Origin of the sequence: Bacillus sp. LB7, assembly GCF_030449715.1 — a bacterium.
Classification (GTDB): domain Bacteria; phylum Bacillota; class Bacilli; order Bacillales; family Bacillaceae; genus Bacillus; species Bacillus paralicheniformis.
The window spans coordinates 43,028-56,648 of record NZ_JASGCA010000007.1; the positions used below are offsets into that span (position 1 = coordinate 43,028).

The window sequence follows — 13,621 nt, forward strand, 5'->3', positions numbered from 1 at the left end:
TTTTAGGTTTTAACAAATTTGTCACATTTTCAGGAGGGGGAGAGGGAGGACAAAAAAACAGCCTGCATGGAAGCGGGCTGTCGAATTGGTCAATCGCTCGTGTTCATAATTCTCTTTTCCCCGGTAATCTCTTGAATCGGGGCGATGTTCTGGGTGAATTCCAAAGTCCCGATATAGCGGCCGTTTTCATCGCGTACGGCAAAATAGCGGATGAACACGTATTTGTCTTTAAATTTGATCCAAAAGTCTTCAACGTCTTTTTTGCCGGATTTAAAGTCGTCAAGAAGTTTGTTGACGATGTGGACGCTTGCCGGCGGATGGCAGTTTTGGACGGTCCGGCCGATTACGGCTTTTGTCCGTGCGAAAATCCGTTCCTTTCCGTGTGAAAAATAGCGGACCACATCGTTTTCATCGATGAAGGTGATATCGACCGGAAGATGGTTCATCATATGCTCAAGCTGAGCCACGGACAGAATACCCGTAGGGAGCCTGACATATCCGTCAGCCGCCTCTTCTGTTGTTTTGAGCTGATGGCGTTCAGGCTTCCACACCGCTTCCGGAACAGTCAGGCAATATCCGATCTCGTCGCTTTCAGCCGCGATTTTCAGCCATTCGTCTTCTGTCAGCGTTCTGAGCGCCATCGGCAAGAGGATATTTTCTTCTTTATAAATCATTTCTGTGCCTTCTTGAATGATAAACGTTAGCTCGCGGATGACCTCATCTTTTTTGTCCGGCGTATACTCTTCCAACAAACGCTTCACTTCTTTAATGCTCTTGCGGATAAAATCATCGACAGCCCACATCACTTGGCTGGGCCCTGTAATTCCGTACTTTTCTAAAAAGGGGAACAGAAGATTTTCTTTTCTGCTGTAATGTTTGTCGACATCGGCGAGCAAGTTTAAGTCTGCGAGCAGCTTGAGAATGTTGTCGCGGTGATCTTCTTTTTCAAAGCGTTCCAAATGAAGCTGCATTTTAAAGTTCAAAAGGAGGTCGATTTCTTTATTTTCTTTCATAAAAGTATGAACGGGATGGCCTGGCTGCTTATCGGCGTCAGCGCGGTGAATGTCTTCAATCGACCCTTTAAACACAGCGGCGTGAACGGAACAGAGCTCTTGAATTTCTTCAGGTGTAATGCCTTCTTCCTTCATTAACGCCTGTTCCAGCTGAGCGATTTCTTCGGCATTGACTGAACCGAATGCCTTTTCAAACCGTTTCTTGACGTCGGCAAGCGGTTTTCCTTTATGAAGGTCGATGATGATTTCTTTCAGAAGCTGCTTTTTTTCCTCTGGCAGACCTCGCTGCGTTTCCCGGTTGTTAATGATTTCGCTCATTGTTTTTCTCCTTTCCAAACGGGGTCAAATCCGTGCGCTTTCAATATGTCTAAGACATGCGGCCATTCGATTTGCATCATTCGCGCACCTTTTGGAATCGTCATGATGCGCCCGGCTGTTTCCAGCATGCCGGGCTTCGTAATGCTTTTAAACCCGGCTTCCTTCATCACGGCTTTTAGTTCAGGATGCGATGTGCAAAGTTCGTATACGGAATCGTTCAAATCAATTTTTTTATGCAGAGGGATCACATCCTTTGATAGTGATGATCATTCTCATCTATACCGTAATACAAGTATGCTGAAAAAAATGTGACGTACATCACATTTTTAGCGCAAAGCCTTCGGAATATAAATACAGCTCGGGTCGCTTTCCAGGTAATCGCCCGTCAGAGCATAGGCACGCGAGCGCGAACCCCCGCACACATGGCGGAATTCACAGACGCCGCATTTCCCTTTAAATCCGTCCGGATTTCGCAAATCCTTAAAGATCGGTGATTCGCGATAAATCTCAGCCAGCGGCTGTTCGCGGATGTTTCCGGCTTTAAACGGCAGGAGTCCGCTTGGATATACATCACCGATATGGGAGATAAACATAAAGCCGTTGCCATCGTTCACACCTTTCGGGGCCCGGCCCAATCCGCCGATCACATCCATTTTCCCTTTCTGCAATGCGTGTTCATAGCGGATTTTCATGTTGGGGTCTTTGGCTTCCCGCATTTTTTGCTGAATAACGACCCGTCGGTAGTGCTGGGCAGCTGTCGTTTTGATGTCAAAAGGCGCTTCTTTTGCCAAGCGGCTGAGCCAAAGAAAGACTTTTTCATGGTCCACCGGCGAAATCATATCTTCCCGCTTCGCGCGGCCTGTCGGGACGAGAAAAAACACACTCCATAATACACAGTTCAATTCTTCGATCAGCTTTGCCATTTCATCCAGGTAATCGATGTTATAAGCGGATATGACGGTATTAATCTGCAGAGGCAGCTGACATTCATGAATGTAGCGTATGGCCTTCATGGTCAGGTCGAAGGAACCGTCCGTTCCTCGAAAATGATCATGAATCTCCCGGGTCGGGCCGTCCAAGCTGAACGCCCATCGGGATAAGCCGATTTCTTTTGCTGATTGAATCGCTTCTCTTGTAACATTCGGCGTGGCACTCGGGGTCATGGAGACGCGAACCCCTTTTTGGACGGCATACTCAATAATGGCGAATACGTCGTCTCTCATTAAAGGGTCACCCCCTGTCAGCACGAGGAGGGGATTGTCCATCGCATGAATTTGATCGATTAGATCTTTTCCCTCTTTCAGGGTGAGCTCCCGCGGATCGCGTTTGTTTTGAGCCGATGCCCGGCAATGAAGGCACTTGAGCTCGCACGCTCTTGTCAGCTCCCAAATGACGATAAACGGAGACTTGTCGAAATCGAAATGTAACATCTTTCATCTGTCCTTTCGTTTGCATTCATGTGTATCGTAGCGGAAATGAAAAAGAAAAAAAGTTAAGTAGATCACATTTGGAAAAGGAAGAGAAAGAAGGGGGGAGGCCCTTCTCACGCGTCGTCTTCTGCGGAGGAGTTGAGGTAACGCAAAAAAAGCTGGTAGGAAAAATACAAATTCTGCTGAAGCAGCATGAGAAAGTTCGTCTGTAATTGGCGGTTATAAGTCATCATTTTTTTGAAAGTATGAAATGGAATTTCAAGTACGGCGGTTTCTGCGGCAGTGTTGACTGAAATAAACGGAGATACGAAAGGTTCCCCTTTTTGATCGATGGGAAAAACATCGCCTTTTTCCCACTCGGCGATCGTTCGGGATTCTTCCGGAAGCCTTCTGTCAGAAAAATGAACTTCCCCTTTTAAAACAAAATAGACGGATTGCGAATGAAGGAACGATCGCGAATGCTCAGATGGCTGGATATCGATCACCTTACCGTTTTTCAGCAGCCTTTTGATGATCGGAAGGGGAACCCCGAAAAACATAGGAAGATTTTTCAGAAACAATAAGTAGTCAAACCGGTCCATGGTATATCCTCCTTCTCTATATTAACATTTAGTATAAAGCGCCGGGCTGGAGGGCGCAGTGATTTATTTCACACGCCTGTATGCAAAATGTCACTGTGTAAAAAAGACGAAACTTTTATAATGTAATAGAAAAGAAGGGAGGATGCGTGATGAAAGTGTTCATACCGAAGCAGCATGGCGCCTGGGCGATGCTTGTCATCCCGTTTGTTCTCGGCATGTTCGCCGGGGGCGCGGATGTAAAGCATATTCCGCTGTTCTGCGGATGGCTGTTTCTATATCTTGCGGCATTTCCGGCTACGATGATGGTGAAGAAGAAAAATATCGTTTACTATCAAAAATGGGTTCTCATCTACGGCATTCCGGCCGTCGTTTTCCTGCTTATTTCGGTCTGGCTGGAGCCGCGGCTCGTTTTTCTCGGGTTGCCGCTGTTTCCGCTCTTTCTCATCAATCTTTATTATGCGAAAAGAAACAATGACAGGGCGCTTTTAAATGATATTGCGGCAATCCTTGTTTTCAGCGCGGGCGGGCTTGCGAGCTTCTGGATGGGAGCGGGGAAGCTTAATGGTGAGGCATTGTTTGTTTTTATCCAGTCCGCTTTGTTTTTCACAGGGAGCGCCTTTTATGTCAAGTCGATGATCCGCGAAAAGAAAAACAATCGTTTTAAACTTTATTCATGGGGATACCACGTTTTTCTGCCGTTCATCTCGCTGGCCGCGGGGGCAGGCTGGGCGGTGCTTGGTGTAGTGCCGAGCAGTTTCAGAGCGTGGTTTTTACATGGGAGGAAACTGTCGATTAAGACAATCGGAATCTCTGAGCTGGTGAATGCCTGTTTCTTTATGGCCGTGTTGATCGTTTTTCTGCTGCAAACGTAAAAAACAAGGACACTGTGCTTCATGTCCTTGTTTGTTTTCGCTTTTTCAGTCGATATTGCAGATGTCGAGCGGGCAGTTTTCACAGTCGATTTCGCGTTTTAAATAGTTGATCTGATGAATGACGATTTTTCCCGAGTCCTCAATTGAAATGACACCGTTCTTCCGGAGGTCGCTCAGCATGCGGTTGATGCTCTCCCTTGCGGCGGCGCAAAATTTCGCCAGGTCCTGGTTCGTCAGCACAATATTGATGTGAATCCCGTCGCTCCTTGTGATGCCGTAGCTGTTTGCGAGACGGATCAAGGTGGAGTAGAGCGCGCCTTTTTTACCATTCAGCAAAAGGTCGCGGATTTTCGATTGAATCTTTCGCAAATGCGTGCTCATCCATTTCATAAACTCAAACGTCAGTGCACCGTTTTGAATGAGTTCTTTTTCAAGCTTATCTTTATTGATGACCAACACTTCGCCATCACAGAGGATCTTTGCGCTCAGCATATATTTCGCATCATCTGTAAAAAGCGTAAGCTCCCCGACAATATCATTTTTTTTGCACATTCTGAGAGTCAGTTCTTTGCCATCGGACGTCAATTTGCCGATTTGCACAAGTCCCGACTGAATAAGATACAGTTCCTCCGCATCCATCCCTTCTTGAAAAAGGAATGTGTCCTGCCTGATTTTTCGTCGCGTACTAATCGATTCCAGCAAGTGATGCAGATCGTCTGAGAGCAAATCTGTGTCTGATTTTCTAACAGAAATGTTCATTGAGCGTCACCCCTTTTGCAGTTCTTATTTTAACGTTAAATAAGGCTGAGTGACCTTTTAAATATAAACAATATTGTGAACTTATGAATAAAGTCCCAAAAAAGAGCCTGAGCACATCGGCTCAAGGCTCCTTTTGCAGGAAAGGTTCATAATTGGTTCGTCTTCGTTTTGGACGATGTTTTGTTCACTTCCTGAAAATACATCCAGGCCACGATCACAAAGCTGGCAAGGGCCGCTTCTGACAGCGCCATGAATCCGATCGCATAATGGCCGGTTGCCTGAAAAACGCTTGACAGGATGAGTGGCGGGAAGAATCCTCCTAAGCCGCCCATCGCTGATACAATCCCATTGACGATGCCGGCCTGATTTGTAAAATAAAGCGGCACGAGCTTAAAGATGATCCCGTTTCCAAGACCGGCACACACGGCAACGGTCAATACCCCAAATCCGTAAAGTCCGAGGCTGGGCGAAAAGGCCAATAAAATCCCTGACAAGGTACAGCCGGCAAATACATACATCAACAGCTTCAGCGGGTTGAATTTGTCCGCGAGCCAGCCGCCGACAGGCCTCAGAAAAGTGGCGACAGCGATAAATCCGGCGGTTCTAAGCCCTGAATCGACGGGATCAAGCCCGAAGTGATTAACAAGAAAGTTCGGAAGATAAATCGTAAACGCGACGAAAGATCCGAATGTAATGAAGTAAAACAAGCTTAAAAACCATAATGTCTGATTTCGGTAGACTGCCTTCATTTGCTCTGTTACAGAAACCGTAACTTTTGTTTCTTTTCGATCTCCAAGGATAAAGTTCAATAAAGCGAATACGGCGACTAACACGATGTACATCCGCACCGTATTTTCCCACCCGGCTGTCTTTGCCACAACAGGAGCGGCAAACGTGGTAATCGCTGTACCGACGTTCCCGGCACCGTAGATTCCATTGACAAACCCGTGTTTTTCTTTAGGGTAGTATTTCGGCAGTGATGTGACCCCGATGGAAAAGACCGCTCCGCCGATGCCGAGGAAGAATCCGCCAAGGATCAAGTCGAACAGCGAATCGGCTGTGCTGATCCAAAAAATCGGGAACAGAAGCAGCAAAAAGCTGATCATGAACGTGATTCTCGCACCGAATCTGTTCGTGTAGTATCCCAGCGGAATCCTCAGAAGCGAGCCGAGTATGACCGGAATGGCCGTGACAAGGGATATCTCGCTGTCTGTCAGGGCGATGTCCTGCTTAATGTGGGGCATTAAAGAGGAAATCAACACCCAAACCATAAATCCTGCGACTAAACTAAATGACTGCAGCGGTAATTGTATTTTTTGACGATTTACCATTGCGTTTTTTGCTCCTTTCAAAGGGGAAAATGAATAAATCAATCAGCATGTTTATCTTACAAAAAGTATTTTTAAAACATTGTGAATTACGTCACACGGTCAGTCGCTTGATTTGTGTTTAATATCGGTAAGTGACGGATAGTAAACGGATGTAAAAAATAAATCGTTCATTTGCGGACTTTTTCGTTTATCATGAAAATAAAAAAGGAGTGCCGCTTTTATGTTTATCAAGTTGACGCAAGAAGAAAAACAAGCGATCATCGAGGAAATCAAACGCTTTTATGTTGAAGAAAGGGGAGAAGAGGTAGGAGACATCGCGGCGATTCAAATGTTTGAATTCGTAAAGGAAAAGCTGGGCCCTTACTTTTATAATCAGGCGCTGAAGGACAGCCGCAGAGTCGTGGAAGAGAAGGCAGCGGCGATTGAAGAAGAGCTCTTTGCGCTGGAGCGCCGTCTGTGACAACGCGCTCTCCTTTAGCAAAACCGAAGGGATTGAAAGACCAATGGAGTTTCTGAAGCAATTTATGATTTTCAGCGGGCTGAATGATCAAGAGTTCAAACAAATCGAGCAAATCGCGGTCAAGCGCACCTATCAGCCGAGAATGTTTGTTTTTATGGAAGGGGAAGAGAGGGAAGCGGTATTCTTCATTAAATCCGGTCTTGTTAAAGCCTTTAAAATCGATGAAGACGGCAATGAGCAAGTGATTTCAATACTGCAAAGCGGGGACATGTTTCCCCATGTCGGCTTTTTTGACCGCTCCCCATACCCGGCAACAGCCGAAACCGTTCAGGAAACCGAATTGATCGTAATCCGCATCGCCGATTTTAATGAACTTTTGATGAAATATCCGGAAATGACGATAAAAGTGATGCAAATCATGGGGAAAAAGATTCTCGATTTGCAAGAGCGGATCCAGGGTTTTATCTCAAAAGATGTCCAGCACCGCTTGACACATGTATTAATGAAGCTCGCAGCAGAACACGGCATTCCTCAAGAAAAAGGGGTCTACATCAGCCTGCCCATTACCAATCAGGATTTTGCGAACATGGTCGGAACGTCAAGGGAAACGATTAACCGCACGTTAAATGAAATGAAAAAGAAAAATCTGCTGACAGCTGACAGGAGCGGAATTTTCATACATGATACAGACTGGCTGAACGGCTGCAATTGAAGGAAAAGATGAAGGCTTTCCATTGAATCAACAGATGGAAAGCCTGTTTTTATTTGTTCACAAATCCGCCATTATTTAAGTGATCTGGTTCACAACCGGTGTGCTGGATATCCAGTATCTTAGGACATGCAAAATCAAAAAAGGAGTGAACCGCAATGGAAGTTCAAAGAAAGACAGTGCCCGTTAAAAAAGCATCGAAAAACGGTTTTTTGAAATCTGTTCTCGTCTTTACTTTAATCGTAAGTTTTTCGGTGCTGCTTTTAGGAGGCTATTGGATCTTCAAAGGACTTGCACCAAGACCAGTTGAAGTGTCCGGGCCAAACGGAGAGGTGCTCATGACCAAATCGTCCATTTCAGGCGGTCAGGCCGTATTTCAAAAATACGCGCTGATGGACTATGGCACGATTTTGGGGCACGGATCTTACATGGGGCCTGATTACACGGCCGAAGCCCTGAAAATCTATACGGAAGGGATGCAGGATTTTAAGGCGGAGGCACGATACGGCAAGCGCTTTAAACAACTTTCAGATGAACAGCAGTCCACCATCCGGAATCAAGTCATCCGCGAAATGAGAAAAAACCGTTATAATCGCTCCTCAGATACATTGAAGCTGACAGATGCGCAGGTTTATGGATTGCAGCAAGTGCGTGATCATTACCGCAATGTCTTTACAAAAGGAGACGGCTGGGGGCTTGAGCCCGGTTTAATTAAAGAAAGCCACATGCCTAAACGCGACAGAGCGTGGGTTGACAGCGAAGACCAAATCACGCAGATCTCCGATTTTATCTTCTGGACCGCATGGCTTTCCAGTACATTAAGGCCTGGCGACGACATTACGTACACGAACAACTGGCCGTATGATGAAGATGCCGGAAACACGATGTCATTTGCCGCCGTTTGGTGGAGCGGCGCAAGCGTCACCATCCTTATTTTATTTGTCGGTATTATTTTATTCGTGTTTTACCGTTATAAGCTTGGAATGAAAGAGGCTTACCAGGAAGGGGCGTTTCCGGTATTTGATTTGGATAAACAGCCGCTTACGGCATCACAGGTTAAAACCGGAAAATATTTCGCCGTTGTGTCGCTGCTGTTTTTTGTCCAAGCGATGTTCGGAGCTTTACTTGCCCACTATTATATTGAGCCGGACAGCTTTTTTGGGATCGATTGGATCAGGGATCTGTTGCCCTTCAGCATATCTAAGGGATTTCACCTCCAGCTGGCGATCTTCTGGATAGCAACTTCATGGCTCGGCATGGGCATTTATGCAGCACCGCTTGTCGGAGGACGCGAGCCGAAAAGGCAGGGGCTGCTTGTCGACATTCTGTTTTGGGCGCTGATCGTCCTTGTCGGCGGAAGCATGGCCGGCGAATGGCTTGGAGCAAAAGGCCTTTTAGGCAACAACTGGTTCTTATTCGGTCACCAAGGAATGGAATATATTGAACTCGGCCGCTTCTGGCAGGTCATTCTCGCGCTCGGCATGCTGATATGGCTGTTTATCGTCTTCAGAGGCATTAAGAGCGGTCTCAAGCGGGAGTCTGATAAAGGCGGTTTGATTCATCTGCTGTTTTATTCTTCGATCGCTATTCCGCTGTTTTACGGTGCTGCCTTTTTCTTTAATCCCGGCACAAATATTACAATGTCGGATTTTTGGCGGTGGTGGATTATCCATCTTTGGGTGGAAGGGATTTTTGAAGTCTTTGCCGTCGTGGTCATCGGCTTTTTGCTCGTGCAAATGAACCTGGTCACGAAAAAATCGACCGTCAGAACGCTCTATTTTCAATTGACGATCCTGCTGGGGAGCGGTGTCATCGGAATTGGACACCATTACTATTACAACGGGTCTTCCGAAGTTTGGATCGGCCTCGGCTCCGTCTTCTCATGTCTGGAAGTCATCCCGCTTACCCTGCTTGTATTGGAAGCTTATGAACAATACAAGATGATGAAAGACGGCGGACATCACTTCCCGTATAAAGCAACGTTCTGGTTCTTGATTTCAACGGCGATCTGGAATCTGGTCGGTGCAGGGGTGTTGGGCTTTTTGATCAATCTGCCTGCCGTCAGCTATTTTGAGCACGGCCAGTTCCTGACACCTGCCCACGGGCACGGGGCGATGATGGGCGTGTACGGCATGTTTGCCATTGCCGTCTGGCTGTATACGCTGCGCAATATCGCCAAAAAAGAAGCGTGGAATGATAAATGGCTGAAAATAGCCTGCTGGTCGCTGAACATCGGCCTGTTCGGAATGGTGTTTATCAATTTGCTGCCGGTCGGTTTTCTTCAATTGAAAAAAGCGTTTGAAGGCGGGTACTGGAGCTCAAGGGCGCCAGAGTTTTTAAAGCAGGATACGGTGCAAACGCTGCTGACTTGGAGGGCCGTGCCGGATACGATCTTTTTAGCCGGAATCGTGATTTTGGTCATATTCAGCATCAGAGCATTATTCCATCTCCGCAAACCGACGCATCAGGAAGGAGAAGCGCTGCCTGTTAAAGACATTGCTTCAGATGAATAGATAAACAAAAAGACAGAGGAAGTGAAATCCTCTGTCTTTTTGTTTTATTGATTTATTGATTGGCTTCCGCTTCAAGCCGCGGGAACAAAATATTGTTTTCCAGGTGAATGTGCTGAAAAAGATCCGTTTCCAATTCATCAAGCTTTAAGTAAGTCAATGTATATGTTGTGCATGCCCCTTTAGGAAGGGTATAGTCATTTGTCACTTTTCTCAGTTCCTTCAAGATGCTGCCTGCGGCTTCATGCTCTTGTTCAAGGACATCGATCGCCTGAACCGCTTCTGCAAGGCTGTCCATTGATCGCGTCTCTTCATATGCCCTCACTTTCGGGAAAATGAGTTCCTCTTCCTGGAAGAGGTGATGTTCCAGTTCAGTTTTCAGCTGATGGAACAATTGATGGACCTGGGCGAGTTCCGGATGATGGATGCCGTGAACCCGGTAGACTTTTGTGACAAAGCCTGACAGTTCAGGAAGCACCTCATACAGGTAAGCATGGTGCGTATGAATCACATGGTCGATCAGCTGTGAATACGGGGCTTCACTCCAGTTCGTCTCTTTTGCGTTCAATGCCTTTGTCTCTTGATATAATGTATTGATTCTCGCTAAGATTTCTTCTTCATTTAAATCCTGTTCTTTTATCGCTTCACCGAGCGGGCGGTTGCCCCCGCAGCAAAAGTCGATGCGATATTCTTTCAGCAGCCGGCTGGCTCTTGGAAAACGCGTAACAATATCACCTGTTTTTGTGTTTTGATCAAATACTGCTTCCATTTGTAAAACCTCCTGAAGTGTTTTTTATGCTATGGGTTAAATGTAACGGGTTCACCGATGGAAAATCGTGATCTACATCACATTCTGAAAAAATGACAGAAAAAGCAATAACTCAGAAGAAATCGGGAAATAGCTATAGATAACTTTTCATGTTGGAGGCCCGCAATGGAGCATTTATCCTGGCTTACATTTACGATGCTGATTCTCGCCAGTTACCGGTTAACTCATTTGATTGTTTTTGACAAGATCACGGAGTTTATCCGGAAACCGTTCATGAAGAAAAAGCAGACGGTTGATGAACAAGGGCATGTAGAAACGAAAAAAGTGCCGAAATCAAACTTCGGCTATTTGCTGAATTGCTATTGGTGCGCAGGGATATGGTGCGCTTTGATCATTGCTGTCGGGTATATGATTGTCCCAAAAACGATATTCCCGTTAATTTTAATTTTATCGGTCGCAGGGGGGCAGGCGATTCTTGAAACGTTTGTCGGTGTCGCAACAAAACTTGTCAGCTTTTTCTCCGATTTAAAGAAATAAACCATTCCAAGCGAATGGTTTTATTTTTTTGTCAATAAAGTGACACAAACAGCAGAAAGAACGTGTCGGTTTTATGAACTTTTTACAGCGGTTTTTTCCCGGCTGCCGCATTTTAGGCAGAGGGGAGACGTTATTTTGAAGTGAATCAGGTTTTTAAAATTTCGAATTGAAAGAAAAAGGATGCGCAAAGTCCCCGGCTATACTTTCTTTAGCTTTTCATTATTAGCATTCAGGCCTTCCATTTCATACGAAAAGAGGAAATAGATAGATTTTCAAAACGGAAAAAAACGAGAAATATGGTTGATAGACAATCAATCAATAGTTTTTTTACAATCAGTTCGTGCTACAAGCCAAGAAAGGGGTGGAAATTTCTGCCATAAAGTATTTTTGGAAAATAACATCATTGGAGGAAAAAGAATGTCATATATGAAACGTTCCATTTCTGTCTTCATCGCCTGCTTCATGGTAGCGGCACTCGGCATCAGCGGTATCATCGCACCTAAAGCGTCTGCCGCTTCGCAAACACCCGTTGCTGTAAACGGACAGCTTACCTTGAAAGGTACGCAGCTCGTCAATCAAAACGGAAAAGCGGTTCAGTTGAAAGGAATCAGCTCCCACGGGCTGCAGTGGTATGGCGATTATGTCAACAAAGACTCGTTAAAATGGCTGAGAGACGACTGGGGCATTAATGTCTTCCGCGCGGCTATGTATACGGGTGAAGGCGGCTATATTGACAATCCGTCGGTTAAAAACAAAGTGAAGGAAGCCGTCGAAGCGGCGAAAGATCTCGGAATCTATGTGATCATCGACTGGCACATACTGAGCGACGGCAATCCAAACCAAAACAAAGCGAAAGCAAAAGAGTTTTTCAACGAAATGTCGAGGCTTTACGGCAAGACGCCAAACGTCATTTTTGAAATTGCCAACGAGCCGAACGGCGATGTCAACTGGAAGCGTGACATTAAACCTTACGCTGAAGACATTCTGTCCGTGATCCGCAAAAATTCCCCGAACAATATTGTGATTGTCGGAACAGGCACTTGGAGCCAGGATGTCAACGATGCGGCGGACAATCAGCTGAAAGACGGCAATGTCATGTACGCGCTCCATTTTTATGCGGGTACGCACGGTCAGTCTTTGCGCGATAAAGCCGACTATGCACTCAGCAAAGGAGCGCCGATTTTCGTCACAGAATGGGGAACGAGCGATGCTTCCGGAAACGGCGGGGTCTACCTCGACCAATCCAGGGAGTGGCTGAAATATTTAGACAGCAAAAAAATCAGCTGGGTAAACTGGAGCTTGTCCGACAAACAAGAATCGTCAGCAGCTTTAAACCCCGGCGCCTCTAAAAAGGGAGGATGGTCGCAATCCGACTTGTCCCCATCAGGTAAATTCGTCAGAGAAAACATCCGCAGCGGATCAAACGGTTCGTCAGGAGACTCTGGATCGGATTCGAAAGGGTCTGATCAAAAAGACCAAAAAAAGGATCAAGATAAGCCAGATCAAGACAGCGGCGCTGCAGCCAACGCGATAGCAGTACAATACAGAGCGGGGGACAACAATGTAAACGGCAACCAAATCCGCCCTCAGCTCAACATTAAAAACAACAGCAAAAAATCCGTGTCTTTAAATCGAATCACTGTCCGCTACTGGTATAAAACGAATCACAAAGGACAAAATTTTGACTGCGACTATGCCCAAATCGGCTGCAGCAAAATCACCCACAAATTCGTCCAATTAAAAAAAGCGGTAAACGGAGCAGACACGTATCTTGAAGTAGGATTTAAAAACGGCACATTAGCGCCGGGTGCAAGTACAGGCGAAATCCAGATCCGTCTTCACAATGACGACTGGAGCAATTATGCCCAAAGCAGCGACTATTCATTTTCTTCAGGTTCAAACACGTTTAAAAATACGAAAAAAATCACGTTGTATGAGAACGGAAAGCTGATTTGGGGTACTGAACCTAAATAACGGCACTTTGACGGACACCGGATTTGGTGTCCGTTTTCGTATATATTATAATGGAAGGAATGAGGAATATTTTTGTAAACATGAAAGGAGATGGATGTATGAATGAAACATTGCAGCAATACATGATGCTTGTCAAGGAACACTACGACACGATCAATGGACCGGATTACGCAGGCAAAGAGGAAGACATTGAAAAGCGAAAAGAACAAATCGAGCTTTACGCCAAAACGCTCCAGCAAGGCTTTTCAACAGATGACGACTATGATGAATTCGCAGATGCCGTGATTAAATGCGCATACGGAGATCTGACACTGGAAGAATTAGAAACGGTTTATCGGGAATTAACATCTCCATAATC

General features: G+C 45.8%; 14 protein-coding genes. 7 read left to right on the top strand and 7 right to left on the bottom strand.

Annotated features, from left to right (window positions below):
- Window positions 1-89: 89 nt before the first annotated feature.
- The 4 genes from QMZ64_RS11270 to QMZ64_RS11285 form a co-directional block, all read right to left on the bottom strand.
- Window positions 90-1,331, bottom strand: a complete 1,242-nt coding sequence (locus QMZ64_RS11270; protein ID WP_265626913.1) for a DUF438 domain-containing protein — start codon at window positions 1,329-1,331, stop codon at window positions 90-92.
- Window positions 1,328-1,570, bottom strand: a complete 243-nt coding sequence (locus tag QMZ64_RS11275) for a DUF1858 domain-containing protein (protein WP_377903314.1) — start codon at window positions 1,568-1,570, stop codon at window positions 1,328-1,330. Before QMZ64_RS11275 ends, QMZ64_RS11270 begins: the two co-directional genes overlap by 4 nt.
- Before the next feature lie 87 nt (window positions 1,571-1,657).
- On the bottom strand, window positions 1,658-2,761 hold the full coding sequence (locus tag QMZ64_RS11280) for a TIGR04053 family radical SAM/SPASM domain-containing protein (RefSeq protein ID WP_265626912.1): 1,104 nt from the start codon (window positions 2,759-2,761) through the stop codon (window positions 1,658-1,660).
- Between the two features lie 113 nt (window positions 2,762-2,874).
- Window positions 2,875-3,342: a cyclic nucleotide-binding domain-containing protein gene (locus QMZ64_RS11285; RefSeq protein ID WP_075754603.1), complete on the bottom strand. Its 468-nt coding sequence runs from the start codon at window positions 3,340-3,342 to the stop codon at window positions 2,875-2,877.
- 149 nt (window positions 3,343-3,491) lie between these two features.
- Between QMZ64_RS11285 and QMZ64_RS11290 the strand changes: the two genes are divergently transcribed.
- Window positions 3,492-4,214, top strand: coding sequence for a YwiC-like family protein (locus QMZ64_RS11290; protein WP_243940597.1), 723 nt, complete (start codon window positions 3,492-3,494; stop codon window positions 4,212-4,214).
- A 45-nt stretch (window positions 4,215-4,259) separates the two neighbouring features.
- On the opposite strand, the gene QMZ64_RS11295 is transcribed toward QMZ64_RS11290, so the two are convergent.
- Window positions 4,260-4,973 carry a fumarate/nitrate reduction transcriptional regulator Fnr gene (locus tag QMZ64_RS11295; protein ID WP_265626911.1) on the bottom strand — a complete coding sequence of 238 codons (714 nt, stop codon included), beginning with the start codon at window positions 4,971-4,973 and terminating at the stop codon, window positions 4,260-4,262.
- A gap of 146 nt (window positions 4,974-5,119) precedes the next feature.
- Window positions 5,120-6,304, bottom strand: a complete 1,185-nt coding sequence (locus QMZ64_RS11300) for a nitrate/nitrite transporter (RefSeq protein WP_265626910.1) — start codon at window positions 6,302-6,304, stop codon at window positions 5,120-5,122.
- Window positions 6,305-6,524: 220 nt separating this feature from the next.
- On the opposite strand from QMZ64_RS11300, the gene QMZ64_RS11305 reads away from it, so the two are divergent.
- The 3 genes from QMZ64_RS11305 to QMZ64_RS11315 all read left to right on the top strand — a co-directional run bounded on the left by QMZ64_RS11305 (window position 6,525) and on the right by QMZ64_RS11315 (window position 9,986).
- Window positions 6,525-6,764, top strand: a complete 240-nt coding sequence (locus QMZ64_RS11305) for a DUF2164 domain-containing protein (protein ID WP_020451638.1) — start codon at window positions 6,525-6,527, stop codon at window positions 6,762-6,764.
- Window positions 6,727-7,476 carry a Crp/Fnr family transcriptional regulator gene (locus QMZ64_RS11310; RefSeq protein ID WP_265626909.1) on the top strand — a complete coding sequence of 250 codons (750 nt, stop codon included), beginning with the start codon at window positions 6,727-6,729 and terminating at the stop codon, window positions 7,474-7,476. Before QMZ64_RS11305 ends, QMZ64_RS11310 begins: the two co-directional genes overlap by 38 nt.
- Window positions 7,477-7,631: 155 nt before the next feature.
- Window positions 7,632-9,986 carry a nitric-oxide reductase large subunit gene (locus QMZ64_RS11315; RefSeq protein ID WP_265626908.1) on the top strand — a complete coding sequence of 785 codons (2,355 nt, stop codon included), beginning with the start codon at window positions 7,632-7,634 and terminating at the stop codon, window positions 9,984-9,986.
- 52 nt (window positions 9,987-10,038) lie between these two features.
- Here QMZ64_RS11315 and ric read toward each other — a convergent pair whose 3' ends face one another.
- The gene (gene ric / locus QMZ64_RS11320) at window positions 10,039-10,752 is read right to left on the bottom strand and encodes an iron-sulfur cluster repair di-iron protein (protein WP_265626907.1); all 714 of its coding nucleotides are present in this window, start codon (window positions 10,750-10,752) and stop codon (window positions 10,039-10,041) included.
- Between the two features lie 165 nt (window positions 10,753-10,917).
- Between ric and QMZ64_RS11325 the strand changes: the two genes are divergently transcribed.
- The 3 genes from QMZ64_RS11325 to QMZ64_RS11335 all read left to right on the top strand — a co-directional run bounded on the left by QMZ64_RS11325 (window position 10,918) and on the right by QMZ64_RS11335 (window position 13,619).
- Window positions 10,918-11,289 (top strand): DUF1360 domain-containing protein, encoded by a 372-nt coding sequence (locus tag QMZ64_RS11325; protein ID WP_243940607.1) that lies wholly within the window; start codon window positions 10,918-10,920, stop codon window positions 11,287-11,289.
- A 426-nt stretch (window positions 11,290-11,715) separates the two neighbouring features.
- Window positions 11,716-13,263: a cellulase family glycosylhydrolase gene (locus tag QMZ64_RS11330; protein WP_265627806.1), complete on the top strand. Its 1,548-nt coding sequence runs from the start codon at window positions 11,716-11,718 to the stop codon at window positions 13,261-13,263.
- A 98-nt stretch (window positions 13,264-13,361) separates the two neighbouring features.
- Window positions 13,362-13,619, top strand: coding sequence for a YnfE family protein (locus QMZ64_RS11335; protein WP_265626906.1), 258 nt, complete (start codon window positions 13,362-13,364; stop codon window positions 13,617-13,619).
- Window positions 13,620-13,621: the final 2 nt, after the last annotated feature.

Coding starts and splice junctions, on each gene's coding strand:
- QMZ64_RS11270 (WP_265626913.1), bottom strand. CDS start 1,331: ATGAGCGAAATCATTAACAACCGGGAAACGCAGCGAGGTCTGCCAGAG.
- QMZ64_RS11280 (WP_265626912.1), bottom strand. CDS start 2,761: ATGTTACATTTCGATTTCGACAAGTCTCCGTTTATCGTCATTTGGGAG.
- QMZ64_RS11285 (WP_075754603.1), bottom strand. CDS start 3,342: ATGGACCGGTTTGACTACTTATTGTTTCTGAAAAATCTTCCTATGTTT.
- QMZ64_RS11290 (WP_243940597.1), top strand. CDS start 3,492: ATGAAAGTGTTCATACCGAAGCAGCATGGCGCCTGGGCGATGCTTGTC.
- QMZ64_RS11295 (WP_265626911.1), bottom strand. CDS start 4,973: ATGAACATTTCTGTTAGAAAATCAGACACAGATTTGCTCTCAGACGAT.
- QMZ64_RS11300 (WP_265626910.1), bottom strand. CDS start 6,304: ATGGTAAATCGTCAAAAAATACAATTACCGCTGCAGTCATTTAGTTTA.
- QMZ64_RS11305 (WP_020451638.1), top strand. CDS start 6,525: ATGTTTATCAAGTTGACGCAAGAAGAAAAACAAGCGATCATCGAGGAA.
- QMZ64_RS11315 (WP_265626908.1), top strand. CDS start 7,632: ATGGAAGTTCAAAGAAAGACAGTGCCCGTTAAAAAAGCATCGAAAAAC.
- ric (WP_265626907.1), bottom strand. CDS start 10,752: ATGGAAGCAGTATTTGATCAAAACACAAAAACAGGTGATATTGTTACG.
- QMZ64_RS11325 (WP_243940607.1), top strand. CDS start 10,918: ATGGAGCATTTATCCTGGCTTACATTTACGATGCTGATTCTCGCCAGT.
- QMZ64_RS11330 (WP_265627806.1), top strand. CDS start 11,716: ATGAAACGTTCCATTTCTGTCTTCATCGCCTGCTTCATGGTAGCGGCA.
- QMZ64_RS11335 (WP_265626906.1), top strand. CDS start 13,362: ATGAATGAAACATTGCAGCAATACATGATGCTTGTCAAGGAACACTAC.